Source organism: Streptomyces sp. L2, assembly GCF_004124325.1.
Lineage (GTDB): Bacteria > Actinomycetota > Actinomycetes > Streptomycetales > Streptomycetaceae > Streptomyces.
Window position 1 is genome coordinate 3,248,485 of the sequence record NZ_QBDT01000001.1, and the last position, 26,165, is coordinate 3,274,649.

A 26,165-nucleotide genomic window follows, 5' to 3' on the forward strand; every position below is an offset into this window, starting at 1 on the left:
GTGTGCCGGCAGTCGGTCAGCCGGCCTGGCCCTGCGCGCGGGCGGAGTCGTCGGCGAGGTCCTCCTGGCTGCGGTTGGCCTCCAGGTTGGCCTTCATCCGGTCGACCTTGTTCACGATGCGCACGGAGGCCCTGTCCCGCTCCTTGCGCAGCACCACCCAGCTGATCGGCGCGGAGAGCACGAGGCTGAGCAGCAGCATCCACAGTCCGTTGGACTCGCCGAAGCCGCGCGGGAAGATGCCGGAGTAGACGGCTCCCCAGACGACCACGAGGCAGCCGGCGAAGATGCCGAGGCGCATCAGCGTGTAGCGGAGCATCTCAATCCAGTCTTCCGAATCCGAAAATGGGACATCACCCAGTGAAGCACGCCCGGACGCCGATCTTGGCAGGGGGTGGGGGCGCTCAGTGGAGCGGGAGCAACAGGTGGACGTCGTCGCGGGTGTCGTCGGGGGCGACGCGGATGGCGTCCGGGATGCGGCCGACCTCCTTGTAGCCGCAGGAGGCGTAGAACCGCTCCAGGCCGAGGCCGCCGCGGCAGGTGAGGCGGATCGCCTCGATGCCGTCCAGGCCGCGGGCGGCTTCGGCGGCGGCCGTGAGCAGGTCGCGGCCGTAGCCCTTGCCCTGGTGATCGGGGTGGACCATCACCGTGTAGAGCCACAGCCAGTGCGTCATCAGGCGGTGCGTGTTAAACGTGAGGAACGCGGCCGCGGCCACCCGCCCCGACTCGTCCCGGCCGATCAGCAGCCGGCTGCGGCCCTCGGCCATGTGCACGAAGTGGCGCACCAGCTCCGGGCGGATCTCGTCCCGGGTGACGGGGGCGACGAAGCCGACGGCGCCGCCGGCGTTCGTGACGTCGGTCCAGAGGTCGAGGATGCCGTCACGGAGGTCGTGGTCGACGGCGGGGTCGAGGGTGAAGGTAAGGGGCATGGGGCAATAGTATCCATTACCTCATGTCATCCGGTCCGTCACCCCAGGGCTCGTGCGGCGACCTCCAGGTCGGCCAGCAGCCCCTGGTACGCCTGCTCGCGGTCGTCCGAGCGCAGTACGGCCGAGGGGTGCACGGTGGGGACCAGGCGCTCGGGGCGGCCGTGGATGTCCCGCTCCAGGACGGTCCCTCGCACCTCGGTCACCCGGAACGAGGATCCGAGGAGGGCCTTTCCGGCGGTCGCGCCGAGGACCACGATCAGCTCGGGCTCGACGAGGGCCAGTTCGGCGGCCAGCCAGGGGCCGCACGCGGTCATCTCCCTCAGGCTGGGGGCCTTGTGGATACGGCGTTTGCGGGGCTCGGTGCGGGTGAACTTGAAGTGCTTGACGGCGTTGGTGATGTAGGCGTCCGCCGGGTCCAGGCCGGCTTCCTCCAGCGCGCGGTCCAGCAGTTTGCCCGCGGGGCCGACGAACGGTTTGCCCTGCCGGTCCTCCTGGTCACCGGGCTGCTCGCCGACGAGCATCAGCCGGGCGCTGGTCTTTCCCTCGCCGAAGACGGTCTGGGTGGCGTCCCTGTGCAGGGGGCAGCCTCGGCAGCCGGCGGCGGCCTTCCGCAGCGCGGTGAGACCGACACCGGGCCCCGGCACGAACGGCTCCGCCGTGTAGGCGTCCTCGGGGGCCTTGGTAGTCACCATGCCCACCGAGTACCCGTGCGGTGCGGGACGGAACGGCGGGCTTCGTCGCCGGGTGCGGGCCGCAGGTGGCCGGTCGCGCAGTTCCCCGCGCCCCTTGGGTGGGCACACTCGCCCCCACCGAGTATCCCTGCGGTGCGGCGCGGAACGAGGGATACGATCCGTCGCCGGGTGCGGGCCGTGGGTGGCTGAGCGCGCAGTTCCCCGCGCCCCTTGGGTGGGACCACTTGCGCCCAGCGAGTTTCCCTGCGGTGCGGCGCGGAACCGGGGGGTGCGATCCGTCGCCGGGTGCGGGCCGCAGGTGGCCGGTCGCGCAGTTCCCCGCGCCCCTTGGGTGGGACCACTTGCCCCACCGATCAGCCGAGCCGAGTACTCCTACCCTGCGGCGCGGAACGGGGCGGGTGCGATCCGTCGCCGGGTGCGGGCCGCAGGTGGCCGGTCGCGCAGTTCCCCGCGCCCCTTGGGTGGGACCGCTTGCCGCGCCTCGATCTGGCGAGCTGCCGGATTGGCCAGCCTCCCAGCCACCGCGCCGGGCAGCGGGGGGGGCCGGCCTTTCAGCCCACCGATTCGGGTGGTGGGTGGGCAAGGCCGGGGGTCCGGGGGGCGGAGCCCCCTGGGGGGTCAGAGGCGCATGGGTTGGGGGGATTCTCGGCGGAGGGGGTCGGGGGCGTCGTACTCGCGGATGATCTCGTAGCGGGTGTTGCGCTCGACGGGGCGGAACCCGGCGTCCCGGATGAGGTCGAGCAGGTCCTCGCGGGTCAGCTTGTTCGGCGTACCGTAATTGTCCGCGTCGTGAGTGATCTTGTACTCGACGACCGACCCGTCCATGTCGTCGGCCCCGTGCTGCAGCGCCAGCTGCGCCGTCTGGACGCCGTGCATGACCCAGAACACCTTCACGTGCGGCACGTTGTCGAAGAGGAGACGGGAGACCGCGAAGGTCTTCAGCGCCTCGGCGCCCGTCGCCATCTGGGTGCGCGCCTGGAGACGGTTGCGTACCTTGCCGTCCTTCATGTCGACGAAGTCGTGCTGGTAGCGCAGCGGGATGAAGACCTGGAAGCCGTTCGTCTCGTCCTGCAGCTCGCGGAGACGGAGCACGTGGTCGACCCGGTGCCGGGGCTCCTCGATGTGGCCGTACAGCATGGTGCACGGGGTCTTCAGCCCCTTCTCGTGCGCCAGCCGGTGGATCCGGGACCAGTCCTCCCAGTGGGTCCGGTGGTCCACGATGTGCTGGCGGACCTCCCAGTCGAAGATCTCCGCACCGCCGCCGGTCAGCGACTCCAGCCCCGCGTCGATCAGCTCGTCCAGGATCTCGGAGGCGGACAGCCCGCTGATCGTCTCGAAGTGGTGGATCTCCGTCGCGGTGAACGCCTTCAGGGACACGTCCGGGAGGGCGGCCTTCAGCTCGCGCAGCGACCGGGGGTAGTAGCGCCACGGCAGGTTCGGGTGCAGCCCGTTGACGATGTGCAGCTCGGTGAGGTTCTCCGACTCCATCGCCTTGGCCAGCTTCACGGCCTCCTCGATGCGCATCGTGTACGCGTCCCTCTCGCCCGGCTTGCGCTGGAACGAGCAGTAGGCGCAGGACGCCGTGCACACGTTCGTCATGTTGAGGTGCCGGTTGACGTTGAAGTGGACGACGTCACCGTTCTTGCGGGTACGCACCTCGTGGGCGAGGCCGCCGAGCCAGGCCAGGTCGTCCGACTCGTACAGCGCGACACCGTCCTCGCGGGTCAGACGCTCACCGGCCCTGACCTTGTCCTCCAGCTCGCGCTTGAGCCCGACGTCCATCCCAACACGCCCTTTCTACGACAGCTCGGCCCACGGTATCCCTAGACCTCTTCGGGCAGCTCCCCGACCCGGTTCTCCCACTTGGTGGAGAGCACGATGGTGGTACGGGTCCGGGAGACGCCCTTGGTCCCGGACAGCCGCCGGATGATCCGCTCCAGCCCGTCCACGTCGGCGGCCCGCGCCTTGAGCATGAAGGAGTCGTCGCCGGCGATGAACCAGCAGTCCTCGATCTCGGGGAGTTCCTTCAGCCGCTGGGCCACGTCCTCGTGGTCGGCGGCGTCGGAGAGCGAGATGCCGATCAGCGCCGTGACGCCGAGGCCGAGGGAGGCCGCGTTCACGGTGGCGCGGTAGCCGGTGATGACGCCGGCCGCCTCCAGCCGGTTGATGCGGTCGGTGACGCTGGGTCCCGACAGACCGACGAGGCGCCCCAGCTCGGCGTAGGAGGCCCGGCCGTTCTCTCTCAGAGCCTGGATGAGCTGCCTGTCCACCGCGTCCATGCGATCGAAGCCTTCCGCTGAAGAGTTCCTGAAGTGATGGGAAGTGATGAGGGGTTGTGGGGGGGGCGCCGGGCCGGCTACGACGTACCGCCGCCCAGTTCGCCCTTCCAGCGCCGGTACAGGCCGTGCTCGACGCCCGCCGCGTCGAGCACCCGTCCGGCGACGAAGTCCACGAGGTCCTGGATGTGGGTCGCACCCGCGTAGAACGCCGGGGACGCCGGCACCACGCTCGCCCCGGCGTCGTCCAGGGCGACGAGGTGCCGCAGCGTCTGGCCGTTCAAGGGGGTCTCCCGTACGGCGACGACGAGGGTGCGGCGCTCCTTGAGCGTGACGCTCGCGGCCCGTTGCAGCAGGTCCTTCGACAGGCCGAGGGCGACACCGGCGACGCAGGCGGTGGAGGCCGGCACGACGAGCATCCCCTTGGCCGGGTACGACCCCGAGGACGGCCCGGCCGCGAGGTCGCCCGCGCTCCAGTACCGCACGTCGCTCACGTCGGCCTCGAACACGCCGGGCTTGCCGTCGGCGCCCCGGCCCAGCCATTCCCGCAGGTCGTGCTGCCAGTGGCCGTCCCGGAAGGCGATGCCGGTCTCGTCGAGCAGGGTGAGCCGAGAGGCCCGGCTGACCACCAGGTCGACCGCCTCCCCGGCGTCCAGCAGCGCCCGCAGCACGGCAGCCGCATACGGGGTCCCGGAAGCTCCGGACACCCCCACGATCCAAGGCACACGCTGCGTTTGTCCTGCGTTCACCCTGTCGAGCCTACCGGGGTACGGCCCGTGATCAGACCGTCAGCCCCCGCACCAGGAGGTCCAGCAGGGCGCACGCGAACAGGGCGATGCCGATGAACCCGTTGACGCTGAAGAACGCCCTGTTCACGCGGGACAGGTCGTGCGGGCGGACGATCGTGTGCTCGTAGAGGAAGGCACCCGCGACGACGACGAGACCCAGCCAGAAGAAGTCGCCGGCGTGGGTGGCCAGCGCGTACCAGACGAACAGGGCGGTCGTGATCGTGTGGCACACGCGCGCGCCCCACACGGCCGCCGGGACGCCGAAGCGGGCCGGGACCGACATGACGCCGATCTCCCGGTCGGTCTCGACGTCCTGGCAGGCGTAGATCAGGTCGAAGCCGCCGATCCAGACGCCGACCGCGAGGCCGAGGATCACCGCCTCCCAGGACCACTCGCCGCTGATCGCGAGCCAGCCGCCGACCGGCCCCATCGCCTGGGCGAGACCCAGGATGGCCTGCGGGAAGTTCGTGAACCGCTTGCCGTACGGGTACACCACCATCGGGATCACCGCGATGGGCGCGAGCGCCAGGCACAGGGGGTTCAGCAGCGCGGCCGCGCCGAGGAACACCACGAGGGCGATCAGGGCGCCGGTCCAGGCGTGCCGCACGGACATCGCGCCGGTGACCAGTTCGCGGTGCGCGGTGCGCGGGTTACGGGCGTCGATCTCCCGGTCGATGATCCGGTTGACGGCCATGGCGAAGGTCCTGAGGCCCACCATGCAGACGGTGACCAGCAGCAGCCGCCCCCAGTGGATGTTCTTGTCCCACTGGAACATGGCGGTGAGCGCGGCGATGTAGGCGAAGGGCAGCGCGAACACGGAGTGCTCGATCATCACCAGACGCAGGAACGCCGGTACACCTCCGCGTGTGCGGAGAGGGTTCGCGCCGCCCTCTCCAAGAATGGCCTCGCCACTCACAGTCCGTACTCCTTCCAGCGCCGCGTCACCCGTTCGGCCGTATCCGGGTCGGACAGGACCATGTCCGGCCAGCCGCCGTCCCGCGTGTAGCCCTCCTCGGGCCACTTGCGGGTCGCGTCGATCCCCGCCTTGCCGCCCCAGAACTGCTGGTAGGAGGCGTGGTCGAGGTGGTCGACGGGGCCTTCGACGACGGTGAGGTCGCGGGCGTAGTCCGTGTTCCCGAGGGCCCGCCACGCAACCTCGTGCAGGTCGTGGACGTCGCAGTCGGCGTCGACGACCACGATCAGCTTCGTCAGGGACATCATGTGCGCCCCCCAGACGGCGTGCATCACCTTCTGGGCGTGCTTCGGGTACTTCTTGTCGATCGAGACGATCGCGCAGTTGTGGAAGCCGCCGGCCTCGGGCAGGTGGTAGTCCACGATGTCCGGCACGATGATCTTCAGCAGCGGCAGGAAGAAGCGTTCCGTGGCGCGGCCGAGCGGTCCGTCCTCGGTCGGCGGGCGGCCGACCACGATGGACTGGAGCAGCGGCCGCTTGCGCATGGTCACGCAGTCGATGGTCAGGGCCGGGAAGGGTTCCTGCGGCGTGTAGAAGCCGGTGTGGTCGCCGAAGGGCCCCTCGGGGAGCATCTCGCCGGGCTCCAGCCAGCCCTCCAGGACGACCTCGGCCTGCGCGGGCACCTGGAGGGGGACCGTCTTGCAGTCGACCATCTCGATCCGCTTGCCGGCGATGAACCCGGCGAACAGGTACTCGTCGATGTCCCCGGGCAGCGGGGCCGTGGAGGCGTACGTCACGGCGGGCGGGCAGCCGAAGGCGATCGCGACCGGCAGCCGCTCGCCGCGCCTGGCGGCGACCTGGTAGTGGTTGCGGCTGTCCTTGTGGATCTGCCAGTGCATGCCGATGGTGCGCCGGTCGTGCCGCTGGAGCCGGTACAGGCCCAGGTTGCGGATGCCGCTCTCCGGGTCCTTCGTGTGGGTGAGGCCCAGGTTGAAGAAGGAGCCGCCGTCCTTCGGCCAGGTGAACAGGGCGGGCAGCGCGTCCAGGTCGACGTCGTCGCCGCGCAGCACGACCTCCTGAACGGGCGCCTCCTTGACCTTGCGGGGCGGCACGTGCGCCATCGCGCCGAGCTTCCCGAACGCCTCGCGCACGCCCACGAACCCGTGCGGCAGTTCGGGCCGCAGCAGCCCGCCGATCTTCTCGGAGATCTCGCCGTACGACTTCAGGCCGAGCGACTTCAGCAGCCTGCGGTCGGTGCCGAAGACGTTCATCACGAGCGGCATGCCGGAGCCGCGCACGTTCTCGAAGAGGAGCGCGGGGCCGCCGGACTTCTGCACCCGGTCGACGATCTCCCCGACCTCCAGATACGGGTCGACCTCGGCCTTGATGCGCTTGAGGTCGCCCTCGCGCTCCAGCGCCCGCAGCAGGGAGCGAAGATCGTCGTAAGCCATGCGTACCAGTATCGGCCACGGGCCCCCACGGCCCGGCCACCGGGGGCCGCCGGTGGCCGTCAGGGGTTGCCCCGCGCCGTCCGCCGTCCCCGCGCCCCGGCCGGTAGCCTGTCCCCGTCACCGGGCCGTCTCATCCGTCGGGAGTGCGCGCGACCATGCTCAGGTATTTGCCGTTCCTGCTGGTCCTGGCGCTGTGGATCTACGCCTTCGTGGACTGCCTGAACACTCCGGAGGACGAAGTCCGCCATCTGCCGAAGGTGGTGTGGGTGATCGTCATCCTGCTCTTCGGCGAGGTGCTGGTGGGACCGGTCGCCTGGCTGCTCACCGGCCGGGTCCGGCGGACGGCAGCCGCCGGGGGTGCTGCGGCCGACGGCCACGCCGGTCCGGGGAGCGGCTGGGTCGCGCCGGACGACAACCCGGAGTTCCTCAAGTCGCTGGAGCGGGACGACCCGAAGACGGACTGAGCACCGGGCGGGTCCGTCGCGGGCTCAGTCCGTATCGCCCTGGAGCACCAGGGCCAGCAGCCCGGGGAACCGGGCCTCGAACTCGGCCCGCCGCAGCCGGTTGACCCGCTTGGGTCCCTCGTCGCGCTGCTCGACCAGGCCTGCCCCGCGCAGCACCGCGAAGTGGTGGCTGAGGGCCGCCTTGCCGACGGGCACGTCGAAGCTGCCGCAGCTGCGCGACCAGTCGGCGCTGTCGGCCAGGTCACGGACGAGGGCGAGCCGTACGGGGTCGGCGAGGGCGGCGAGGGCGGTCTGGACCGGCACGTCCTCGGGATGGGTGTGCTCCGGGGCGGAGCGGTGGCTGGGGGCCATGCCGTCCTCCTCGCTTCCTGGATGGCGGGTTCCTGGATGGCGGCTTGCTGGTCAACCGCCTGCTGGTCAACCGCTCGCTGGAATGCCACTTGCAGAGTGTTCGATGAAAACCATACACTCGCGAGTGTTCGCTTCTCGTTGAACACTAGCCGGAGGTACGGCATGCGCGCGGTCCAGTTCCAGGAGTACGGCGGTCCCGAGGTGCTGCGGGCGGTGACGGCCGAGGTGCCCGAGCCGGGCCCCGGCCAGGTCGCCGTCGACGTGGCCTACACCGGGGTCAACTTCGCCGACGTCAAGGCCCGCGCGGAGGGGTACCGGGTGGAGCGGCTGCCGTACGTCCCCGGCCTGGAGGTCTCCGGCCGGGTACGGGCGCTCGGCGCGGGCGTCACGGGGCTCACCGTCGGCCAGGAGGTGGCCGCCCTGACGCGGGGCGGCGCCTACGCGGAGGTGGTCCTCGCCGACGCCACGACCGTCTTCCCGGTCCCCGCCGGCGTGGACCTGCGCACGGCCGCCACGCTGCCGACGGTCCTGCCCACCGCCCACGCCCTGCTCCACTCCGTCGGCCGTCTCCGGGCCGGCGAGTCGGTCCTCGTGCACGGCGCGGCGGGCGGAGTCGGCACGGTCGCGGGCCAGTTGGCCCGCGCGGCGGGCGCCGGGGCGGTGTTCGGCGTGGTGTCCTCGGCGGCGAAGGCGGCCTACGCCAAGGAGTACGGCTACGACGACGTGTTCGTCGGCGCCTTCGAGGAACCGGTACGGCGGGCGACCGGCGGCCGGGGCGTCGACCTGGTCCTCGACCCCGTCGGCGGCGACACCCTGCGCGCGGGCCTGGCCTCGCTGGCGGCCTTCGGCCGGCTGGTGTCGTTCGGCAACGCCAGTTCCGCCGAGCCGTGGGCGGTGGGCCAGCCCGAGCTGTACCCACTCGACATCACGGTCTCCGGCTTCTCCATCCTCAACCTGGCCCAGACCGCGCCGGACGCCCTGCGCCGGCTCACCGAGGAGGCCTTCGCGAAGGCGGCCGACGGCACGGTGTCGCTGCCCGTGACCGCCGAGTTCCCCCTGGAGGAGGCCGCCGAGGCACACCGGCTGCTGGGCGGCCGGACCAGCACGGGCAAGCTGCTGCTGCGGGTCGGCGGCGAGTAGTCAGACCCTGCTCCAGCGCTGCGAGGCGGCGCCGGACGTGCAGGTCTGGGTGGAGACGCCGCCGCCGAAGTCCCCGCTGGAGGAGTGGGTGCGCGGGTACGTGGCGTCCGGCGAACTGGCCGCGCTGCCCCTGCCGTTGATCGAAGCGCTGGTCCTCGGGCCGGTCATCGCCGTGGCCCGGCGCTGGCTGTCGGCGGGGGACGCGGTGAACCTCGACGAGGTGGCGCTGGTCCTGCCGGACCGGATCTGGCGGGCTGTCGCCGCGCACCCGGACTGAGGGGCCCGCGCGCCAGCGCGACGGCACGGGCGACGGGGCGATGGCACGGGGCCAGGACGGTGGCCGGCGCGGCACGGGCGACGGCCGGGACGGTGGCCGGCGCGGCGCGGGGGCGGCAGAGTGGCGGCATGGATCCGCGACAGGCCCGCACATGGCTCGGTACCGCGCTAGCCGAGGCCCGCACCGGCCGCGCCGAGGGCGGCGTCCCGGTCGGCGCCGCGCTCTACGGCCCCGACGGCGCCCTGCTCGGCCGGGGCCGCAACCGCCGCGTGCAGGACGGGGACCCGTCGCTGCACGCGGAGACGGCCGCCTTCCGTGCGGCGGGACGGCAGCGGTCGTACCGCGGGACCACGATGGTCACGACCCTGTCCCCCTGCTGGTACTGCAGCGGGCTGGTCCGCCAGTTCGGCATCTCCCGGGTGGTCATCGGGGAGGCCACCACCTTCCACGGCGGGCACGACTGGCTGGCCCGGCACGGCGTGGAGATCGTCCTGCTGGACGACGGCGAGTGCGTCGAGCTGATGCGGGGCTTCGTCGCCGAGCACCCCGATCTGTGGCGGGAGGACATCGGCGAGTAGGGCCCGGTGGCGCCGGTCAGGTGAGCTGGCCCGGCAGGGGTTCTACGGGGCCTTCGGGCGCCGGCGGTGAGGTTCCGGACGCGGACGCCCCCAGAGTATCGAGCAGACGTTCGAATCTCGTCCGCCATCGCTCCTCCGCGCCGTCCTCGCCCCGGAACTCCTGGGTGAAGCGCAGCACGCACGCGGTGGCGCCGTCCCGTTCCAGGTGGAACCGGATCCGGCCGGCGCCGTCCACCGTGTACTCCGCGACCCGGTCGACGTCCCACGCGGTGACCCGGCCGGCGCCCAGCTCGCGGAGCCGGACCTCGCCGTCGAGCCGGGGTTCGAGAACGTCGACGGCGGTGCACCACCCGGAGAGCCCCTCCGCGGTGGCCACCGCCGGCCAGACGTCTTCCATGGACCTCGGGACCCGCACCAGGAAGTGGAGTATGTGCGCGTTCCCGTGGGTCCGGCTGGTGCCCTGTGCGATGGAACCGCTCATGACACCAGTGTCCCCGACGGGCGGCTCAGACGCCCGCGTACGAGTGCTTGCCGGTCACGAAGATGTTGACGCCGTAGTAGTTGAACAGCCAGCAGGCGAAGGCGAGCATCGCCAGGTAGGCGGCCTTGCGGCCCTTCCAGCCGGCCGTGGCGCGCGCGTGCAGGTAGCAGGCGTAGCCGATCCAGGTGATGAAGGACCAGGTCTCCTTGGGGTCCCAGTTCCAGTAGCGGCCCCAGGCGTCGCCCGCCCAGATCGCGCCCGCGATGATCGTGAACGTCCACAGCGGGAAGACGGCCGCGTTGACGCGGTACGCGAACTTGTCGAGCGACGCGGAGGCGGGCAGGCGCTCCAGGACCGAGGTGGCGAAGGCGCCGGGCTTGCCGCCGGTCTGCAGCTTGTTCTCGTACGAGTCCTTGAACAGGTACAGGATGGTGGCGACCGCGCCGACGTAGAACACGGCGCCGCAGAAGATCGCGGTCGAGACGTGGATGTAGAGCCAGTACGAGTGCAGGGCCGGGACCAGCTGGTCGCTCGCGGTGTACAGCACGGTGACGGCGAGGCCGAGGTCCAGCAGGACCGTGGTGACCAGGAACAGGCCGAGCCAGCGCACGTTCTTCCTCAGGGCCAGCAGCCCCAGGTAGACGGCGACGGCGACCGTGGAGAACGTGATGTTGAACTCGTACATGTTGCCCCACGGCGCCCGCTGCACGGAGGCCGCGCGGGCGACGACGCCCGACAGCTCCACGAGGAAGGCGAGCACGGTGAGGGAGATCGCGATCCGGCCGTACAGGTCGCCCTGCTCGTCGCCGCCGTGCGCGCCGGGGCCGTCCGGCACGTCCCGCGCGCCGGACTGGGACCGCACGACGACCTTCGGCCGCTCCAGTACGGCGGTCCCGCCGGCCTTCCGCGCGGTGACCGCGGGCCCGGCCGCCTTGCGCTCCTCCTCGCCGGCGGTCAGCGCGGCGGCCGTACGGCCCACCTTGCTGCGGCTGCCGAACAGCCACTCGGCGATGTAGGCGAAGAAGGCCAGCGTGTAGACGGCCATGGACGAGTAGATCAGCGTGTTGCTGATGCTCGCCAGGTGTTCGTTGGTGGCAACGGCGAGTGTCACCTCAGCACTCCTTCGGGTGAATATCCCGGCGACTGACGGTCGGGCGGTGAGGTCTGCGGGAAGCTTGCGTTCGTGTTACCGGGCTGGTTTCAACCCGGCTGGTGTTGATCGTGGAAGACCTGGAGGGCCAATGGTCCGCCGGGCGGCGAGAGCCAGGAATCTCCCTGAGTCCGCGAGGGAGAGGATTCAATGCTCAGCCCCTTCGGCAACAACTGCTGCGGCGTCGGTATCGGAGTCGGATACAGCATCCGGCTCCGCCTCCGGCTCATCGGGTGCCAGTTCCGGGTCGTACAGGGTGCCGGCGAGGTCGCCCAGTTCCTCGGGGACCTTCGCGGACTCGCTGCGGCCGAGGCCGGCCATCTCGACGACCGTGACGCCGTCGGCACCGCGCACGGCCCGCACCCAGACGCGGCGGCGCTGGATGAACAGCGACCCGGCGAGACCGAAGATCGCGGCCAGCGCGCCGCCGAGGGCCCAGCCGCTGCCGGGCTCCTGGACGATCTCGAACCCGGCCCACTCCTTGATCTCCTTGTCGAAGGTCAGGGAGCCGGCGCCGTTCGGGAGCTTCATGGTGTCGCCGGGCTGGAGCAGCTTCTTCAGCAGCTTGCCCTTGCTGTCCTTGAACTCCTTCATGTCCGTCTTGTCGAGCTGGTACACGCTCTGCGGGACACCGGCGTTCACGCTGCCCAGGTCACCGTGGTACGCGTTCACCGCGAGCAGCGGGTTCAGCAGCGAGGGGAACGCCGAGAGCATCGTGCCGCTCTTGGGGTCGAAGGTCGGCACGAAGAACGCCTGGAAGCCGAGCTGCTCCTTCTTCCCCTGCGGGTTGCGGTAGCCGTCCAGCACCTTGATGACGCCGTTGGAGGTGACGTTGCCGTCGAGCGGCAGCAGCGGTACGGCGTCGTGGTAGACGACCTTGCCCTTGCCGTCCCGGACGGTGATCACGGGCGCGTAGCCGTGGCTGACGAGGTAGACCTTGGAGTCGTCGATGTGCAGCGGCTGGTTGACCTTGACGGTCGTCGACTGCTCCTTGCCGTCCGCGCCCTTGCTGTAGGTGATCCTCGCCTCGTAGGTGCGCGGGGTGCCGCGGTTGGGGCCGGTCAGCTCGTAGGTGCCCTTGAAGTCCTTCAGGTCGAAGCTGAACGGCACCAGGTCGTCGCCCTTGAACAGGCTGCCGGAGCGGAAGTCGTCGTACATCGGGATCGCGTTGGCGAAGCCGTCGCCCTCGACGACCAGCTTGGTGCCGTCCGACTTGTACAGCTGGCCGGAGGCGAAGGCGACCAGCAGCACGATCAGCGCGATGTGGAAGATCAGGTTGCCCAGCTCACGCACGTAGCCCTTCTCGGCGGCCACCGCGTCGCCGGTGACGTGGGCCCGGAAGCGGCGCCGCTTGAGCAGGGCGAGCGCGGCCTCGCGCACCTGCTCGGGGTCGGCGGTGGTGCGCCAGGTGGTGTAGGCGGGCAGCCGGTTCAGCCGCTTGGGCGCGGCCGGCGGGCGACCGCGGAGCTGGCCGACGAACTGCCAGGTGCGCGGGATGATGCAGCCGATGAGGGAGACGAACAGCAGGATGTAGACGGCGGAGAACCACACCGAGCTGTAGACGTGGAACAGGCCGAGCTTGTCGTAGACCGGCGAGAGCGTCTTGTGCGCCTTGCGGAAGTCGTCGACCTTGTTGATGTCGGCGCCGGTCTGCGGGATCAGGGAGCCGGGGATCGCGCCGAGGGAGAGCAGCAGGAGCAGCAGCAGCGCGACCCGCATGGAGGTCAGCTGCCGCCAGAACCAGCGGGCCCAGCCGAGGACGCCAAGACCGACCGTGCCGGGGGCGTCCTCCCGCGGGGCGGTGGACAGCTGGGAGCCGGCCGCGCCGAGGTCCTCGCCGTCCTGGCCGGTGTCGGGGCCCTTGCCGGCGCCGGTGTCCGTGTCGGTGGTGCTCATCGTGTCAGATCCCCACAGTGAAGCCGTCGGACCACGTCTGCATCTCATGTACCAGGCGGTCCCAGGCCCCGGTCAGCAGCAGCACACCGGTCACGATCATCATCGTGCCGCCGATGCGCATCACCCAGACATAGTGGCGCTTGACCCAGGCGAAGGCGCCCAGGGCCTTGCGGAAGGCGACGGCCGCGAGCACGAACGGCAGGCCGAGCCCCAGGCAGTACGCGATCATCAGCACGGCGCCGCGCCCGGCGCTGGACTGGTTCATGGCCAGGAAGTTCACCGAGCCGAGGGTGGGGCCGATGCAGGGCGTCCAGCCGATGCCGAACAGGGCGCCCAGTATCGGCGCGCCGGCCAGGCCGGCGGCGGGCCGCTTGTGGAAGCGGAACTCGCGCTGGGTGAACCAGGGCATCAGGCCCATGAAGAAGACGCCCATGGCGATCATGAGCACGCCGAGCACCTTCGACAGGGTGTCCTTGTGCTCCTGGAGGTTCGCGCCGAAGTAGCCGAACAGGGCTCCGCCGGAGATGAACACGGCGCTGAAGCCCAGCACGAACAGGGCGGCACCGGTGACCATCCGGCCGCGCCGGGCCTCGCCCAGGTCGCTGCCGGCGACCCCGGTGACGTAGGAGAGGTAGCCGGGGACGAGGGGCAGGACGCAGGGGGAGAAGAAGGAGACGAGCCCGCCGAGCAGGGCGACCGGCAGGGCGATCAGCAGGGCGCCGTGCAGCACGGTCTCGTTCTGCGCGGCCACCGTCACGAGTGCGCTCACGTCACTTCTCCGCCAGGACCGGTTTGATCATCTCGGTCAGGGAGGTCTCGTCGAGCTGCTCCAGCGCCCGCGCGGCGACCTTCCCGTGCCGGTCGAGGATGAGGGTGGAGGGGATCAGCTGCGGGTTGAGCGTGCCCTTCCTGAACCGGAGCATCAGCTTGCCGGTCGGGTCGTACAGGCTCGGGTAGGTGATCCCGGCGTCCTTCTCGAAGGAGACGGCCGAGGTGACGTTGGTGTCGCGGGTGTTGACGCCGACGAACTGCACGCCCTTGTCCGCGTATTCCTTGGAGACCTTGGCGAAGTACTTGGCCTCGGCCCGGCAGGGGCCGCACCAGGAACCCCAGAAGTTGAGGACGACGACCTTGCCCCGGTAGTCGCCGACGGCGAGGGTCTTGCCGTCGATGGTCTTGCCGGACAGGTCCGGAGCCGCGCCCCGCTTGCCCTGCGGGACGGTGGAGACGCCGTGGTCGCCGGTGACGAAGTTGGTGTCGCCCCCGCCGCCCGAGATACCGCCCGAGCCGCACGCGGACAGGGTCAGGGCCGCGACGGCGGCCACGGCACCGATCAGGGAGGCACGGCTACGGGTACTCATGTGAAAAGTTTCGCATGCCTGTTCCGGGGATCTTTCGCGCCCCCCTGCCGGGAGGAAACCCGCATTTCAGGGCGTATTTACACCGGACATTTCAGGCGCCCGTCAGGAAGGACTTCCAGCCCCCGGCCGGCGCCTGGCCCACAGGCAGGGTACGCAGCTTGGCGAGGATCTCCGGCTTCTGCACGTCCATCCAGTCCACGAACTGCCGGAAGGAGACCAGCCGTACGTCCGCGCCCTTCCCCTTCTCGCGCGCGATGTGCTTGAAGGCCTCCTCGACGGAGTCCATGTAGATCCCGCCGTTCCACTGCTCGAAGTGGTTGCCGATGAAGAAGGGTGCCCGGTTTGTCGTATATGCACGCTCGAAGCCCGCGATGTACGACTGCGCCGACTGCTTGCGCCAGGCCGGGTAGTTGGCGGGCGGGGCCTTGGTCGAGTTGACCGACTGGTTGGCGAGCATGTTGTAGTCCATGGACAGCACCTCGAAGGAGTGTCCGGGGAAAGGAATCTGCTGCAACGGCAGGTTCCAGAGCCCCGTCTTCCTCGCCGGCCACACCTGGAGGCCGCCCGGCGAGGAGGCGTCGTAGCGCCAGCCCAGCTCACGCGCGGTGGGCAGCAGGTTGTCCTGGCCGAGCAGACAGGGCGTACGGCCGCCGACCAGCTCCTTGTCGTAGTCGAACGGCAGGGACGGCAGATCGGTCCAGCCGGTGTTGGTCCGCCACTGCTTGACGAAGCCCTTGGCCTGCTCGATCTCGCTCTTCCACTGCTGCGGGGTCCAGTTGCCGACGGTGCCGTGACCGGAGCAGAAGTGCCCGTTGAAGTGGGTGCCGATCTCGTGCCCCTCCAGCCAGGCCCGGTGCACGTTGGCCAGCGTGGCCTTGATGTGCGCGTCGGTGAGGTAGCCGATGTCGGAGGCACCGCGCGGGTTGTTCGGCGGGTTGTAGAGCCGCTTCTTCGACTCGGGCAGCAGATACAGCCCCGAGAGGAAGAAGGTCATGCTGGCCCCGTGCTGCTTGGCCAGGTCCAAAAAGCGCGGGAAGAGGCCGTTGCCGACCTCGCCGGCCCCGTCCCAGGAGAAGATCACGAACTGCGGCGGAGTCTGCCCCGGCTCCAGCGGCTCGGGCTTGGCCGGCTGGTGCGGCTGCTTGCCGGTGAAGGAGGTCGAGCCGTCGCCGATGGGCTTGGCGGGCCGCTCGCCGCCGTCCTTCCCGCCGCCCTTGCCGTCCGCTCCCCCGGAGCCGTGGCCGGAACCGGCGGCGCCCCCACCGCCGTCCGAAGAGGTGGACGACCCGCAGCCGGTGAGTGAGGCGGCGGCCGCCGCCCCCGCGCCGAGGGCGAGCGCGCCCCTGCGGGAGTAGGTCCGGGACGTTGTGCGCATGGAGATCCCCGATTCGTCACGCCTGCTTGGTGGTCACCCACTGAGAGGGCGTGACGATCGGGGAGGTTCCGCATACTTGTATGAATTTAGTGATGGATCCGGCGGATCCGGCGAAACTGATCCAACTGCTCCGGCTGCTCCAACTGCTCCGACTGCTCCGACTGATCTGACAGGTCCCAGAAGACCGTCAGGCCCCGAACGCCTTCCCCTGGGCCGTCCCCTTCCCCTTCTGCGGCTTGGCGCCGGCCCGGAGATGGACGGGTACGAGGTCGATGGCCGGCTCGGCGTAGCCGACGGAGACGATCCTGTCCCCCTGATATGTGAAAGTCGTCAGGGAGGCGAGCGTGCACTGCCGCTTGCGCGGGTCGTGCCACAGCCGCCGCTTCTCGACGTAGCTCCGCACGATCCAGATCGGCAGCTGGTGGCTGACCACCACCGCCTCGTGCCCGCGCGCCTTGTCCTTGGCCGCGTCCAGCGCGCCCATCATCCGCACGACCTGGTCGACGTACGGCTCGCCCCAGGACGGCTTGAACGGGTTGACCAGGTGCTTCCAGTTGTCCGGATTGCGCAGCGCGCCGTCGCCGACGCCGAAGGTCTTGCCCTGGAAGACGTTGTCGGCCTCGATGAGCCGCGCGTCGGTGTCCAGGTCCAGGCCGTGCGCCTTGGCGATCGGGGTGGCCGTCTCCTGCGCCCGCTCCAGCGGGGAGGCGACGACGTACGTCACGTCGCGCGGGGCGAGGTGCTCGGCGACCCGGTCGGCCATCTCCCGGCCCAGCTCGGACAGGTGGTAGCCGGGCAGCCGCCCGTACAGGATCCCGTCCGGGTTGGCGACCTCACCGTGCCGCATGAGATGGACGACGGTGACGTCCTTGCTGGTGTCCTTGTCGCTCACGCGGTGGCCTCCGCGGCCGCTCGGGCCGCCGCCGGGAGGGCGTCGGCGATGGTCTGGAGGGCCCGCTCGTCGTGGGCCGTGGACACGAACCAGGACTCGAAGGAGGACGGCGGCAGGTACACGCCGCCCGCCAGGAGGGCGTGGAAGAACGCGGTGAAGCGGAACGACTCCTGCTTCTTGGCGTCCTCGTAGGTGCGCACCTGCCGGTCGGTGAAGAAGACGGAGAACATGTTGGAGGCCGTCTGCAGCCGGTGCGCGACGCCCTCCTTGGTGAGCGCCTCGGTGACGAGGTCCTGGATCTGCGTCGAGACGGCGTTCACGGTGTCGTACGCGGCGTCGTCCAGCAGCCGCAGCTGGGCGAGGCCCGCAGCGGTGGCAACCGGGTTCCCGGAGAGGGTGCCGGCCTGGTAGACGGGCCCGGCGGGCGCGAGGTGCGCCATGACGTCGGCCCGCCCGCCGAACGCGGCCGCGGGGAATCCGCCGCCCATGACCTTGCCGAAGGTCATCAGGTCGGGCCGGACGCCGTCGATGCCGTACCACCCGGCGCGGCTGGTCCGGAAGCCGGTCATCACCTCGTCGGAGATGAACAGCGCGCCGTTCTTCTGGCAGGCGTCCTTCAGTCCCTGGTTGAACCCCGGGTCCGGCGGTACGACGCCCATGTTGCCCGGCGAGGCCTCGGTGATGACGCAGGCGATCTCACCGGGGTGCCGGTGGAAGGCCTCCTGGACCGCTTCGAGGTCGTTGTACGGCAGCACGATCGTGTCGCCGGCCTGCGCTCCGGTGACTCCGGGGGTGTCGGGCAGCGCGAACGTGGCCACCCCGGACCCGGCGGAGGCGAGCAGGCTGTCGACGTGCCCGTGGTAGCACCCGGCGAACTTGATCACCTTGGCGCGCCGGGTGAAGCCGCGGGCGAGCCGGATGGCGGACATCGTCGCCTCGGTGCCGCTGCTGACGAGCCGCACCTGCTCGACGGGCTCCACGCGCGCGACGATCTCCTCGGCGAGCGCGACCTCGCCCTCACCGGGCGTCCCGAAGGACGTGCCGCGGACGACGGCCTCCTGGACGGCGGCGATCACCTCGGGGTGCGCGTGCCCGAGGATCATCGGCCCCCAGGAGCACACCAGGTCGACGTACTCCCGGCCATCGGCGTCGGTGAGGTACGGGCCCGTGCCGGACACCATGAAGCGGGGGGTGCCGCCCACGGCGCGGAAGGCGCGCACCGGGGAGTTCACCCCGCCGGGCGTGACGGCGGCCGCACGGTCGAAGAGCGCCTGCGAGACGGGCGCGTCGTAGGGATAGGGCGTTTCGCTCATGGCACTCATGACGTGCGACTTCTCCGACTTCTCGGACTCCGGTTGCTCAGTGACCTCCTCAGGGTAGGCCGCGTGGCGGGGAACCGGCGTCCGGCCTCGGTGTCCCCGGGGCGGGGGCCCGCCATCTGCGAGACTGAGACCTGACACCGGCCCGCTGATACATACGGCCCTCCCGGCACGTACTGATCAGTGACCGGATCAGTGACCGGCCCGGCGGCCGGGCCCGTTGCCCGCACGGGGGGAGTGGATGTTTCACCGCACGTTTCGGCGGGCGGCCGTGGGGGAGGTCACTGACACGATGATCGGGTTGCGCGGCGGGGCCCGCGCGTCCTAGAAAAGCAGTCGGGTGGAGATATGCATCGCGGTGGCGGACTGGGCGAGGGGACCGATGACCTGGGTCCTCGACGTGCCCGGCGGGGAAGGCACCGGCGCGACGTGGAGGAATCGAGCGAGGCACGTCAGACTGGCCCACGTCAGACACAGGGTGGACCGAGCGAGCGGACCGACCGTCCGCGGCCGGCGAGCGGGAATGGTGGTCGGGTGGGGGTGACGTACAAATACTTCGGCGCTCCGGACGGTGCGACCGCGGCCCGCGTCCCCATCTCCATGCGACCCGAGGAACTCGGCGGCGACGAGCTGGGCATGAACGGCATGTTCACCAAGATCAAGCCGGAGACGATGGCCGCGATGGTCCTGACGGGCATCGAGGGCGTCCCCCTGCACAAGGTCCCACCCCTGGAACTGGTCGTCCTCCACCCCGACTACGCGGTGGTCAAACTCCCCATGACGGTCGTGGACCCTCTGCGCGGCATAGGCGAGGAAGCGGTGGGCGCGGCGGCCTTCATCTGGTCCACGGTCCCGGACCGCGGCGGCCCCCGCGACGCGTTCAACGTGTACCAGCTGCTGCACGAGTGGCAGGACTTCAGCCATCGGTTGCATGAGGCGGGGCATCAGCCTTATTGCCTTGTGTGGCCCTGAGCTGGGGTTTCAGGGGTTTCGGGCGGGGTTACTGACCCCGCCCTCGTCATGTGCGGAGAGAGGCCGTCAGGCGGCCAGGGCACATTGAGGGCACATGGGTTTCGTTGGGGGCACTGATGTGCCCTGAGTGCCGGGCCGGTCGTCCTCGTCTTCTACGTCGGCTTCTGCCTCGGCTTCTGTGAAGACGTCGTCGATCGCCTTGCGCGTCCGGGTCTCGCTGGACGGCAGCAGATGCGTGTACGTCCGCAGCGTGAAGCCCGGGTCCGAGTGGCCGAGGTACTCGGAGAGCGCCTTGATGCTCTCCCCCGCGTCCAGGAGGACGGAGGCGTACGCGTGCCGGAGGGCGTGCATGCCGTCTTCCGGAGCCGCCTGGAGGTAGCGCGCCCCACGCTCTCGGGGAGGGATCACGCCGGCGGCGGCCAGGGCTCGCTTCCAGTCGCCCATGTTGAAGACGCTGCGGTTGTAGGCCCGCCCCTTCTTGTCGACGAAGAGGAGGCGGAAGGTCTTCGGCTCGCCGTCCGGCTTGCCCCACGGCAGGGTGACCTCGACCGGCGGGAACTCCTTCATGTGCGCCTTGAGGGCTGCGGCGAGCTGAGCCGACAGGGGCACTGACCGGCAGGCCGCGTACGCGCAGATCGCCGAACCGGTCCTGGTCGGCCTCGCCAGCCGAGCACCCAGCCCGCAGACCAAACGCCGCTACGCCCACCACCTCCAGCAGGCAGTCCCCGAACACGCCGAGCACATCCTCAACGACCCCGCCTGGGACTCACTCACCACGGTGCTCGCCGAGGCAGAAGCAGCAGGACACAACGCAGCCACCGTGATCGACCAGGCCCTCGGCCAGCGCACCCTGGACGACGCCCACAGCCCCGCCCGCGCACTGACCTGGCGCATCCGCCGCCTCGGCGAACGCCACGCACCCAGTCCACGAGCCGAGGCAGCCCGGGCTACTCCCGTCCAGCCTGCGGCAACAGCTCCTCCCCCACAGCCCCAGTCGGCACGGCGGTGATGATTACGGCCGCGCGGACACCTTGGGAGTGAGCAGTTCCAGCGCCTCCTCCCAGCGGTAGCGGTCAGCCCCGCCGCCGGCCTTCGGCCGATGCGGCACATACGAACCGACCAGGACGCCCATCTCCCGCAATCGCTCCAGGCTCTGCCGGTACGCGGGATGGGCGGCCTGAGCCGAGTTCACGTACGGCAGGACGGCCGTGGGGATGCCCATGCCGTACGCCTCGCACAGGATGCCCAGTGCCAGGGTGTCGGAGATCCCTGCCGCCCACTTGTTCACCGTGTTGAATGTGGCCGGCGCGACCGCGATGGCATCGGCGGGCGGCAACGGACGAGGATCGCCGGGTGAGCGCCAGGCCGATCGGATCGGGTAGCCGGTCTGGGCCTCGACCGCGTCCGTGTCGATGAAGCCCATGCCCTGCGGGGTGGCCACCACGCCCACGTCCCAGTTCGCCTCCTGAGCAGACCTGATCAGCTTGCCGACGCTGTCGGCGACTCCGGCCGCGCACACGACGACGTACAGGAACGGCTTCTTTTCCGGTGCTTGCGGCTCGGTCACGTGAAGACCCCCAGAGGCAGCTCGCGTCGATGGGCCGCCAGCATGGCAGCCAGGGCTTCCGGGCCGATCTGGCTCAGCGCCCAGAGGCTGCTGATCTCTCGGGACCGCCGCCAGAGTGGGCCTTCCGTATCCACAGGGGTGTGGAAAGCCAGCACAGGGATGCCATGGACATCGAACGGAGCCAGGTCGAGGTAGCGCCAGCCACCCGTGCCGCAGAGATAGTGGGTGCTGCCGGTGGCCGCGGCTAGGTCGGCAAGTCGCTCCGAGCGGCCTCCTCGGGTCGAAATCGCGCTGCTGTCCAATACCTCGCCGCTCCAGCCCAACGCGGTCAGCAGGGCGACCGTCGATGCCCTGGCAACGTCGGAGACACGGTCGGTCACCTCGAGCTCATCGAGAACCGCCTCCAGGACCTCACGCACCGCGGGCCAGTGGTGGCTGCGGCCGTAGTACTGCCGAATCAAAAGACTCACGGTGCGACGGGAGTGGCCGGGGTCGGCGAGCCGTGTCTGACTGATCAGCGTCGGGCGCCCGTCGGGCAGATGCGTAGGAAGCGTGAGCCACTGCTGATGTGCGGGCTCGTCCAGTGCCGCAAGGCGGGCCCGGTGCTGATAGTCGCGCCGGGCAAACTGGACGTCGCCGAGAACGATCCACCGGTCGGCGGCGTACAGCTTGGCCAACGTGGACAGCCGCGGAAACAGGTTCGGCTGGTGGATCGCGCACACCCCGCCCGGCGGCCCGACGCGCGGTGACTCAGGTACTGATGAGGCGGCTGTCGAATCCGCCATGTAGAAGGCGCTCGTAAGCGTCATGCACATCCCCCGGTACGTCCTGCTCGACGGCGAACCCGAGCTTCGGGTACTCGATCACCCGTTGCAGGTCACCGACGAGCATGTCGACAACGAGCTTCTCGTCGCCGATCGACTTGATGTAGTCGTCCAGCTCCAGCGGCTCGGACGCACACACGACCTCGACCTCCGGCCACAACTTGCGGCACGTCGCGTACGAGCGACGCTCCATGTAGGGCTTGGAGATCAGCAGCAGCGACTCGACCCCGATACCGGCTCCGGCCAGCAGCTCACGGGAGAAGGTGATGTTCTGGCCGGTGTTCGCCGCCTTCGCCTCGACCAGGATCGCCTCGTCCGGCACGCCCAGACCCAGAGCGTGCTCGCGGTAATGGACCGCTTCGCCGCGCGGGAAGCGGGCCCGGGTGGTGGGGCTGTTGCCGCCGCTGAAGACCACGACCGGGAAGAGGCCGGCGCGGTAGAGGTCGGCGGCCGCCGTGGCGACACCGAGGTCGTGGCTGCCCAGGCCGATCGCCGCCGAGCAGGGCCGCTGCTCGTGGCCCATCTGGTGGTAGTTCCAGATCAGCGTCGCATCGTGGAACTGCTCGTCGGTGATCTGGCGCTGCTCGTGCTCCGGCACTGGCACTCCCTGGCTCATCCCTGCTGGTCCTTCCGGATGCCCTCGATGCTGCGCAGCTGGTGGCTCAGCCCGTACTGGCGAGCCACCTGTGCCGCCTGATCGAGGACGGACAGCCCATCATTCCGGGTCGCCGCATCCGACAGAAGGATGTGCCCGTACGCGGTGTCCAACCGCACCCGCTGCATCGGGGAGTCGACCGTGCCGGTGGTCCGCGCGATGCCGATGTAATGCAGGGCCTGCTTCAGGTCGCCGGCGCCCCGGTGGGCCAGGGCCAGCTTCTGGTGGGCGACCGACCAGTCCTCCGGCTCGCCCAGGTCCTCGAAGGAGCGAGTGGCCTCGACCATGACGCCGGTCGCGTACTCGTTGTCGCCCTCCTTGCTCAGCGCCGTACCCACCCACAGCCGCGCCCTGGCACGGTCACGCGGGCTCAGGCGCTGGTCCCTAGCGAGGAGTTCGTAATGGCGAGCGGAGGATTCCAACTGGCCCGACATCTCCTGGACAACGGCCAGGGACAGCTCGATCTGAGCCACCCGGCGCGGGATGTCGAGTTCGGTGAACATACCGCGAGCGGTCACGTAGGAGTGCCGGGCTGAGAGTGGGCCGAGGATCGCGCCCTGATCGCGCTGGAGGTCGCCAAGGAGCACGAGGGAACGGCCGTACAAATAGAGGCCCTTGTCGTCCAGCTGATGCGGTACACGGCTGCCCAACCAGCGGTTCAACAAGGTCGAGGCGAACGGGAAGTCCTGGCGGCTGATGCAGATAACAGCGCGCTCGATGTCCTCGGTCCAAGTCTCGTAGTCCGCCGGCCGCGCGCTCTTCCGCTCAGGGAACAGCACTGCCTCGAAGCGGGCTTGGGCGGCGGAATCCGCCCGTGCGAGTGCGGTATCGAGGATGGCCTGGGTGTCCGGTCGGGGCTGCGTCTCCGCGCCGAGGCTCTCCCACTTCGCAACCGTGCGCAGCGCGACACCGAGGTGCTCGGCGAAAGCGCGCGTACTCATACGCAACGCGGCGCGCAGGGCGCTCGCCTCCCGACCTGTCCACTGCTGCACGCTGACCACGGATGACCTCCCTCCGTCACGTATGGAAGCACTGTCGGTGACGACGTGGGGTGGGAAGTGCAACGGAAGTGCAACAGCAGGTCATTTCGAGGCCGTTCACGACGGCCGACGCTGTGGGCATGGACGACGACCTCATCACCGAACGCCGCCCCGTCGCCTTCCCTCAGGTCTTTGGCTACCTACGCCACGTCACCGGCGGGCTGCCCCGCCACGCGGCGCTCGTCGACTGCCTCACCGAGTACTGCGACCGGCACGAACTGGCCCTGTGCGGCGTCTTCACCGAACGCGACTCCGCGGTGATCATCCGCTCCCCCGCCTTCGTCGGTCTGCTCGACGTGCTCGAACTCCCCGATGCCTACGGTGCCGTGGTTCCGGCTCTCAGCCACCTCGGCCCGAAGGACCTCGGCAGCGAGCGCAAGCGGCAGATAACAGCAATTGGCGCTCGTCTGATCGTGGTCCGCCCCCTCACGCCGACCACGGGATCCCCCTCTTCGCTCGGCGCGAGCCACAACTTCCGGCCGCAGGGAGATGCGTGATGTCCGTGCGTGACGCGTTGCGAAGCGCGCCCATGGTGAACGACGTGCCGGGGCTGCGGCTGCTGAAGGTCGGCGATGGCTGGGACGTCGTGCGCACCTCCGCCGAGATCGGCCTCCTGGCCCTGGCCTACCTGCGCTGCATCGGTACGTCCGTGGGCCCCGTGCTCTACGACAGGCCCAACGGGCGTCTCTACTACGCCGTCCCGACCGGCTCCGCAGCCAGTTGGGTCGATTTGCCGGTACGGCACCTCTCCACCAACTCCTGGCTCGTCGCCCCCGGCCTGGAGCTGCTCGACGACTGGTTCGGCGGATGGTGCGAACTACCCGACGACGACACCCTCACCGACACGGACGTCCTCCGCGCTGCTCTCCAGCACCCCTACGTCGCCACAACTCTGGAGGCGGTTCGATGACCAGCCGCACGATCATGTGCCACCAGGAATGGACCCTCCAGCCCGACCGGGAGCCCGACGCCGAGCCCACCACGTACGCCATGCAGTGCGCGGTCTGTGGCGAGACCTCGCCGCCCGGCACCGACTTCGCCGATCCGCAGAGCTGGGTGTTCACGCACGGTGGCCGCAACCCCTCGCACCATACCTACCGGGAGATCATCACCCGCTCGTGGAGGGCCTGGTGGAAGCCGTGAACGGCCGTGTTGCCGCCCGGGCCGCCCGCTACACCGGACCACTGCTGATCGTGCTCGTATCCGCCGCGTGCGGCTTCGTGATCGGCGTGGCCGCCTCGACCGCACGCCTCACGCCATGACCCGCGCTTGGCGAAGGGATCCGCCGGCCGAGCTGGCGGCCAGCCTGATCACCGCCCACCACCAGGTCCGACCAACCCCTCCTACCCAACCCAGTGGAGGTCCCATGACCGGGATGAACATCAGCGCCGAGAGGCTAACGACCAAAACAACTCCTCGGCTCGTGGCCAGCCCGTTTCTCGCCCAGTACCTCCTTGTCCAGCCCGGCCTGGCGGCAGGCGTGCGCATCCCGGAGGTCCGCTACGAGGAGCTGCGGACTTCGGGGGCGGAAAGACGATCCGTCCCGGACTGGCTGGCCGACGCGGCGAGGGAGGCATGGGGGACCGAACTGCCCTCGTCGCCAGTCGGCGACATCGTCCTCGTCCGCGAGCGGTCCCAGTACGGGTACGGCAAGGCGTCGTGGGAGATCAACCTCGGCTGCGACTACGACTGCGAGTTCTGCTACCTCGGCGAGAAGCGGTTCGAGGGCCTTGACTGGGCAGGCAAGCGGACGTTGCTCCAGACACTGAGGGACGCCGGTGTCCTGTGGTTGCAGATCACAGGCGGTGAGGCGCTGATCGACCGCGAGTTCGGCGCGGCGTACGAGTACGCCCACCAGCTCGGGATGATGGTCCAGGTCTCGTCCAACGGCTCCAGCTTGCGGAAGCAACCGATCCGGGACCTGTTCGCCCGCCACCGGCCGTACCGGCTGACCCTGAGCGTGTACGGCGCGACCGCCGAGACGTACGACAAGGTCACGCGGAATCGCGGGGCGTTCAGCCGGTTCCTGATGGGCCTGGACGCCGCCCGCGAGGACCGGCTACCGGTCCGGCTAAACGTGATCGTCTCGGACGACAACGCGCATGAGACAGACGCAATGGTGCGCCTCGCGAAGTCGTACGGCTTCCCGCACCAGGTCTTCACGAACATGTCGCCCACGATCGACGGCGAGGCTAACCCGCTGGCGACGCAGGCACTGGGCCACCTCAAGGCCCGGAGCATCTTCACTGGCTGCAACGCCGGCCACACGTTCTTCCACGTCAACCCGCACGGCATCGCGTCAATCTGCAAGGTCGGCCGCGACCCGAGCGTGAACCTCATCACCGAGGGCGTCGAAGCCCTCCCCCGACTCGGCGTGATCGCCGAGTCCCTACAGCTCCGCACCGGTGGATGCTCCGGCTGTACGAAGGTCGGCACGTGCCGCACGTGCCGACCTCTGGCCAGGCTCTACCAGGAGGCGGGGGACCGACGAGAGCTCTACTGCCAGCATGGAGGTTACGGATCATGACTCCGCCCACCGCAACCCTGACCCCGCCCCGCGAACCGGTCATGCTCACCATCGGCCGACGTCCGATGGAAACGCCGACCAGTGCCCCACCGGTGCCGCTGACCGCCTTGTCGATCAAGGAGGACGAGTTCCAGATCATCGCCGACCTGGACGAGGCTGCCGAGGGCGCCGAGTGCAGTTGCTCGGCCGGTGACGACCAGCCGTACTAGATCCACCACGGGTGGCGCGCGTGCCGCCCGCTCGTTCCACT

Annotated in this window: 32 protein-coding genes and 2 pseudogenes; 12 read left to right on the forward strand and 22 right to left on the reverse strand. The window is 69.9% G+C overall.

Annotated elements, in window-relative coordinates; translation table 11 throughout:
- Positions 1 to 16: 16 nt before the first annotated feature.
- The 8 genes from DBP14_RS13935 to DBP14_RS13970 all read right to left on the reverse strand — a co-directional run bounded on the left by DBP14_RS13935 (position 17) and on the right by DBP14_RS13970 (position 7,046).
- Positions 17 to 316, reverse strand: coding sequence for a DUF4229 domain-containing protein (locus tag DBP14_RS13935; protein ID WP_129307542.1), 300 nt, complete (start codon positions 314 to 316; stop codon positions 17 to 19).
- A gap of 85 nt (positions 317 to 401) precedes the next feature.
- A complete protein-coding gene (locus DBP14_RS13940; RefSeq protein WP_129307543.1) occupies positions 402 to 926 on the reverse strand; it encodes a GNAT family N-acetyltransferase in 525 nt (174 codons plus the stop codon).
- A gap of 38 nt (positions 927 to 964) precedes the next feature.
- A complete protein-coding gene (locus DBP14_RS13945) occupies positions 965 to 1,618 on the reverse strand; it encodes a UdgX family uracil-DNA binding protein (protein ID WP_129307544.1) in 654 nt (217 codons plus the stop codon).
- Between the two features lie 618 nt (positions 1,619 to 2,236).
- Positions 2,237 to 3,400, reverse strand: coding sequence for an aminofutalosine synthase MqnE (gene mqnE / locus DBP14_RS13950; protein ID WP_129307545.1), 1,164 nt, complete (start codon positions 3,398 to 3,400; stop codon positions 2,237 to 2,239).
- Positions 3,401 to 3,441: 41 nt separating this feature from the next.
- Complete coding sequence (locus tag DBP14_RS13955; protein WP_129307546.1) at positions 3,442 to 3,897, reverse strand: Lrp/AsnC family transcriptional regulator; 456 nt, start codon at positions 3,895 to 3,897, stop codon at positions 3,442 to 3,444.
- A gap of 77 nt (positions 3,898 to 3,974) precedes the next feature.
- Positions 3,975 to 4,619, reverse strand: a complete 645-nt coding sequence (locus tag DBP14_RS13960) for a UbiX family flavin prenyltransferase (protein ID WP_129311845.1) — start codon at positions 4,617 to 4,619, stop codon at positions 3,975 to 3,977.
- A 55-nt stretch (positions 4,620 to 4,674) separates the two neighbouring features.
- Positions 4,675 to 5,583 (reverse strand): menaquinone biosynthesis prenyltransferase MqnP, encoded by a 909-nt coding sequence (gene mqnP, locus DBP14_RS13965; protein WP_129311846.1) that lies wholly within the window; start codon positions 5,581 to 5,583, stop codon positions 4,675 to 4,677.
- An 11-nt stretch (positions 5,584 to 5,594) separates the two neighbouring features.
- The gene (locus tag DBP14_RS13970; RefSeq protein ID WP_129307547.1) at positions 5,595 to 7,046 is read right to left on the reverse strand and encodes a menaquinone biosynthesis decarboxylase; all 1,452 of its coding nucleotides are present in this window, start codon (positions 7,044 to 7,046) and stop codon (positions 5,595 to 5,597) included.
- A gap of 155 nt (positions 7,047 to 7,201) precedes the next feature.
- On the opposite strand from DBP14_RS13970, the gene DBP14_RS13975 reads away from it, so the two are divergent.
- Positions 7,202 to 7,510 carry a PLD nuclease N-terminal domain-containing protein gene (locus DBP14_RS13975; protein ID WP_129307548.1) on the forward strand — a complete coding sequence of 103 codons (309 nt, stop codon included), beginning with the start codon at positions 7,202 to 7,204 and terminating at the stop codon, positions 7,508 to 7,510.
- A 24-nt stretch (positions 7,511 to 7,534) separates the two neighbouring features.
- On the opposite strand, the gene DBP14_RS13980 is transcribed toward DBP14_RS13975, so the two are convergent.
- Positions 7,535 to 7,861, reverse strand: a complete 327-nt coding sequence (locus DBP14_RS13980) for a helix-turn-helix transcriptional regulator (protein WP_129307549.1) — start codon at positions 7,859 to 7,861, stop codon at positions 7,535 to 7,537.
- A 162-nt stretch (positions 7,862 to 8,023) separates the two neighbouring features.
- Between DBP14_RS13980 and DBP14_RS13985 the strand changes: the two genes are divergently transcribed.
- From DBP14_RS13985 to DBP14_RS13995, 3 genes are all read left to right on the forward strand, one after another.
- Positions 8,024 to 9,001 carry a zinc-binding dehydrogenase gene (locus DBP14_RS13985; protein WP_129307550.1) on the forward strand — a complete coding sequence of 326 codons (978 nt, stop codon included), beginning with the start codon at positions 8,024 to 8,026 and terminating at the stop codon, positions 8,999 to 9,001.
- Between the two features lie 37 nt (positions 9,002 to 9,038).
- Positions 9,039 to 9,278: a hypothetical protein gene (locus DBP14_RS13990; protein WP_129307551.1), complete on the forward strand. Its 240-nt coding sequence runs from the start codon at positions 9,039 to 9,041 to the stop codon at positions 9,276 to 9,278.
- 128 nt (positions 9,279 to 9,406) lie between these two features.
- Positions 9,407 to 9,856: a nucleoside deaminase gene (locus DBP14_RS13995; RefSeq protein ID WP_129307552.1), complete on the forward strand. Its 450-nt coding sequence runs from the start codon at positions 9,407 to 9,409 to the stop codon at positions 9,854 to 9,856.
- Between the two features lie 16 nt (positions 9,857 to 9,872).
- Here the strand turns inward: DBP14_RS13995 and DBP14_RS14000 are convergent, their stop codons facing one another.
- The 8 genes from DBP14_RS14000 to hemL form a co-directional block, all read right to left on the reverse strand.
- The gene (locus DBP14_RS14000; protein WP_129307553.1) at positions 9,873 to 10,337 is read right to left on the reverse strand and encodes an SRPBCC family protein; all 465 of its coding nucleotides are present in this window, start codon (positions 10,335 to 10,337) and stop codon (positions 9,873 to 9,875) included.
- 25 nt (positions 10,338 to 10,362) lie between these two features.
- A complete protein-coding gene (gene ccsB, locus DBP14_RS14005; protein ID WP_129307554.1) occupies positions 10,363 to 11,448 on the reverse strand; it encodes a c-type cytochrome biogenesis protein CcsB in 1,086 nt (361 codons plus the stop codon).
- Between the two features lie 186 nt (positions 11,449 to 11,634).
- Positions 11,635 to 13,383 carry a cytochrome c biogenesis protein ResB gene (locus DBP14_RS14010; protein WP_129307555.1) on the reverse strand — a complete coding sequence of 583 codons (1,749 nt, stop codon included), beginning with the start codon at positions 13,381 to 13,383 and terminating at the stop codon, positions 11,635 to 11,637.
- Positions 13,384 to 13,387: 4 nt separating this feature from the next.
- Entirely contained in the window at positions 13,388 to 14,152 is a 765-nt protein-coding gene (locus DBP14_RS14015) for a cytochrome c biogenesis protein CcdA (protein WP_129307556.1), read from the reverse strand.
- A 1-nt stretch (position 14,153) separates the two neighbouring features.
- A complete protein-coding gene (locus DBP14_RS14020) occupies positions 14,154 to 14,744 on the reverse strand; it encodes a TlpA disulfide reductase family protein (RefSeq protein WP_206739265.1) in 591 nt (196 codons plus the stop codon).
- A gap of 91 nt (positions 14,745 to 14,835) precedes the next feature.
- A complete protein-coding gene (locus DBP14_RS14025; protein WP_129307557.1) occupies positions 14,836 to 16,119 on the reverse strand; it encodes a hypothetical protein in 1,284 nt (427 codons plus the stop codon).
- Positions 16,120 to 16,306: 187 nt separating this feature from the next.
- On the reverse strand, positions 16,307 to 16,966 hold the full coding sequence (locus tag DBP14_RS14030) for a histidine phosphatase family protein (protein ID WP_129311848.1): 660 nt from the start codon (positions 16,964 to 16,966) through the stop codon (positions 16,307 to 16,309).
- A gap of 41 nt (positions 16,967 to 17,007) precedes the next feature.
- A complete protein-coding gene (gene hemL / locus DBP14_RS14035; protein ID WP_129307558.1) occupies positions 17,008 to 18,324 on the reverse strand; it encodes a glutamate-1-semialdehyde 2,1-aminomutase in 1,317 nt (438 codons plus the stop codon).
- A gap of 354 nt (positions 18,325 to 18,678) precedes the next feature.
- Here hemL and DBP14_RS14045 point away from each other — a divergent pair, with 354 nt between their 5' ends.
- A complete protein-coding gene (locus tag DBP14_RS14045) occupies positions 18,679 to 19,302 on the forward strand; it encodes a hypothetical protein (protein ID WP_206739266.1) in 624 nt (207 codons plus the stop codon).
- A gap of 66 nt (positions 19,303 to 19,368) precedes the next feature.
- Here DBP14_RS14045 and DBP14_RS14050 read toward each other — a convergent pair.
- Positions 19,369 to 19,917 (reverse strand): annotated as a pseudogene (locus DBP14_RS14050) (site-specific integrase); the annotation flags it as partial.
- 1 nt (position 19,918) lies between these two features.
- On the opposite strand from DBP14_RS14050, the pseudogene DBP14_RS36850 reads away from it, so the two are divergent.
- Positions 19,919 to 20,311 (forward strand): annotated as a pseudogene (locus tag DBP14_RS36850) (mobilization protein); the annotation flags it as partial.
- A gap of 3 nt (positions 20,312 to 20,314) precedes the next feature.
- On the opposite strand, the gene DBP14_RS14060 reads toward DBP14_RS36850, so the two are convergent.
- Genes DBP14_RS14060 through DBP14_RS14075 form a run of 4 tightly spaced genes read right to left on the reverse strand, consistent with a single transcriptional unit; the run spans position 20,315 to position 23,349 of the window.
- Entirely contained in the window at positions 20,315 to 20,869 is a 555-nt protein-coding gene (locus DBP14_RS14060; RefSeq protein WP_129307559.1) for a flavoprotein, read from the reverse strand.
- Positions 20,866 to 21,678 carry a WbqC family protein gene (locus DBP14_RS14065; RefSeq protein WP_347239649.1) on the reverse strand — a complete coding sequence of 271 codons (813 nt, stop codon included), beginning with the start codon at positions 21,676 to 21,678 and terminating at the stop codon, positions 20,866 to 20,868. Before DBP14_RS14065 ends, DBP14_RS14060 begins: the two co-directional genes overlap by 4 nt.
- The gene (locus DBP14_RS14070) at positions 21,620 to 22,309 is read right to left on the reverse strand and encodes a YdcF family protein (RefSeq protein ID WP_129307561.1); all 690 of its coding nucleotides are present in this window, start codon (positions 22,307 to 22,309) and stop codon (positions 21,620 to 21,622) included. The genes DBP14_RS14065 and DBP14_RS14070 overlap by 59 nt, the downstream gene beginning before the upstream one ends.
- On the reverse strand, positions 22,306 to 23,349 hold the full coding sequence (locus tag DBP14_RS14075; protein WP_129307562.1) for a hypothetical protein: 1,044 nt from the start codon (positions 23,347 to 23,349) through the stop codon (positions 22,306 to 22,308). Before DBP14_RS14075 ends, DBP14_RS14070 begins: the two co-directional genes overlap by 4 nt.
- Positions 23,350 to 23,468: 119 nt before the next feature.
- On the opposite strand from DBP14_RS14075, the gene DBP14_RS14080 reads away from it, so the two are divergent.
- The 6 genes from DBP14_RS14080 to DBP14_RS14100 all read left to right on the forward strand — a co-directional run bounded on the left by DBP14_RS14080 (position 23,469) and on the right by DBP14_RS14100 (position 26,124).
- Positions 23,469 to 23,885 carry a hypothetical protein gene (locus tag DBP14_RS14080; RefSeq protein WP_241740904.1) on the forward strand — a complete coding sequence of 139 codons (417 nt, stop codon included), beginning with the start codon at positions 23,469 to 23,471 and terminating at the stop codon, positions 23,883 to 23,885.
- Positions 23,885 to 24,298, forward strand: a complete 414-nt coding sequence (locus DBP14_RS14085; protein WP_129307563.1) for a hypothetical protein — start codon at positions 23,885 to 23,887, stop codon at positions 24,296 to 24,298. Before DBP14_RS14080 ends, DBP14_RS14085 begins: the two co-directional genes overlap by 1 nt.
- The gene (locus DBP14_RS14090; protein WP_129307564.1) at positions 24,295 to 24,531 is read left to right on the forward strand and encodes a hypothetical protein; all 237 of its coding nucleotides are present in this window, start codon (positions 24,295 to 24,297) and stop codon (positions 24,529 to 24,531) included. Before DBP14_RS14085 ends, DBP14_RS14090 begins: the two co-directional genes overlap by 4 nt.
- Positions 24,519 to 24,650 (forward strand): hypothetical protein, encoded by a 132-nt coding sequence (locus tag DBP14_RS37295; RefSeq protein ID WP_277752701.1) that lies wholly within the window; start codon positions 24,519 to 24,521, stop codon positions 24,648 to 24,650. The genes DBP14_RS14090 and DBP14_RS37295 overlap by 13 nt, the downstream gene beginning before the upstream one ends.
- Before the next feature lie 104 nt (positions 24,651 to 24,754).
- Positions 24,755 to 25,915 carry a radical SAM protein gene (locus DBP14_RS14095; RefSeq protein WP_241740905.1) on the forward strand — a complete coding sequence of 387 codons (1,161 nt, stop codon included), beginning with the start codon at positions 24,755 to 24,757 and terminating at the stop codon, positions 25,913 to 25,915.
- Positions 25,912 to 26,124: a hypothetical protein gene (locus tag DBP14_RS14100; RefSeq protein ID WP_129307565.1), complete on the forward strand. Its 213-nt coding sequence runs from the start codon at positions 25,912 to 25,914 to the stop codon at positions 26,122 to 26,124. Before DBP14_RS14095 ends, DBP14_RS14100 begins: the two co-directional genes overlap by 4 nt.
- Positions 26,125 to 26,165 lie beyond the last annotated feature (41 nt).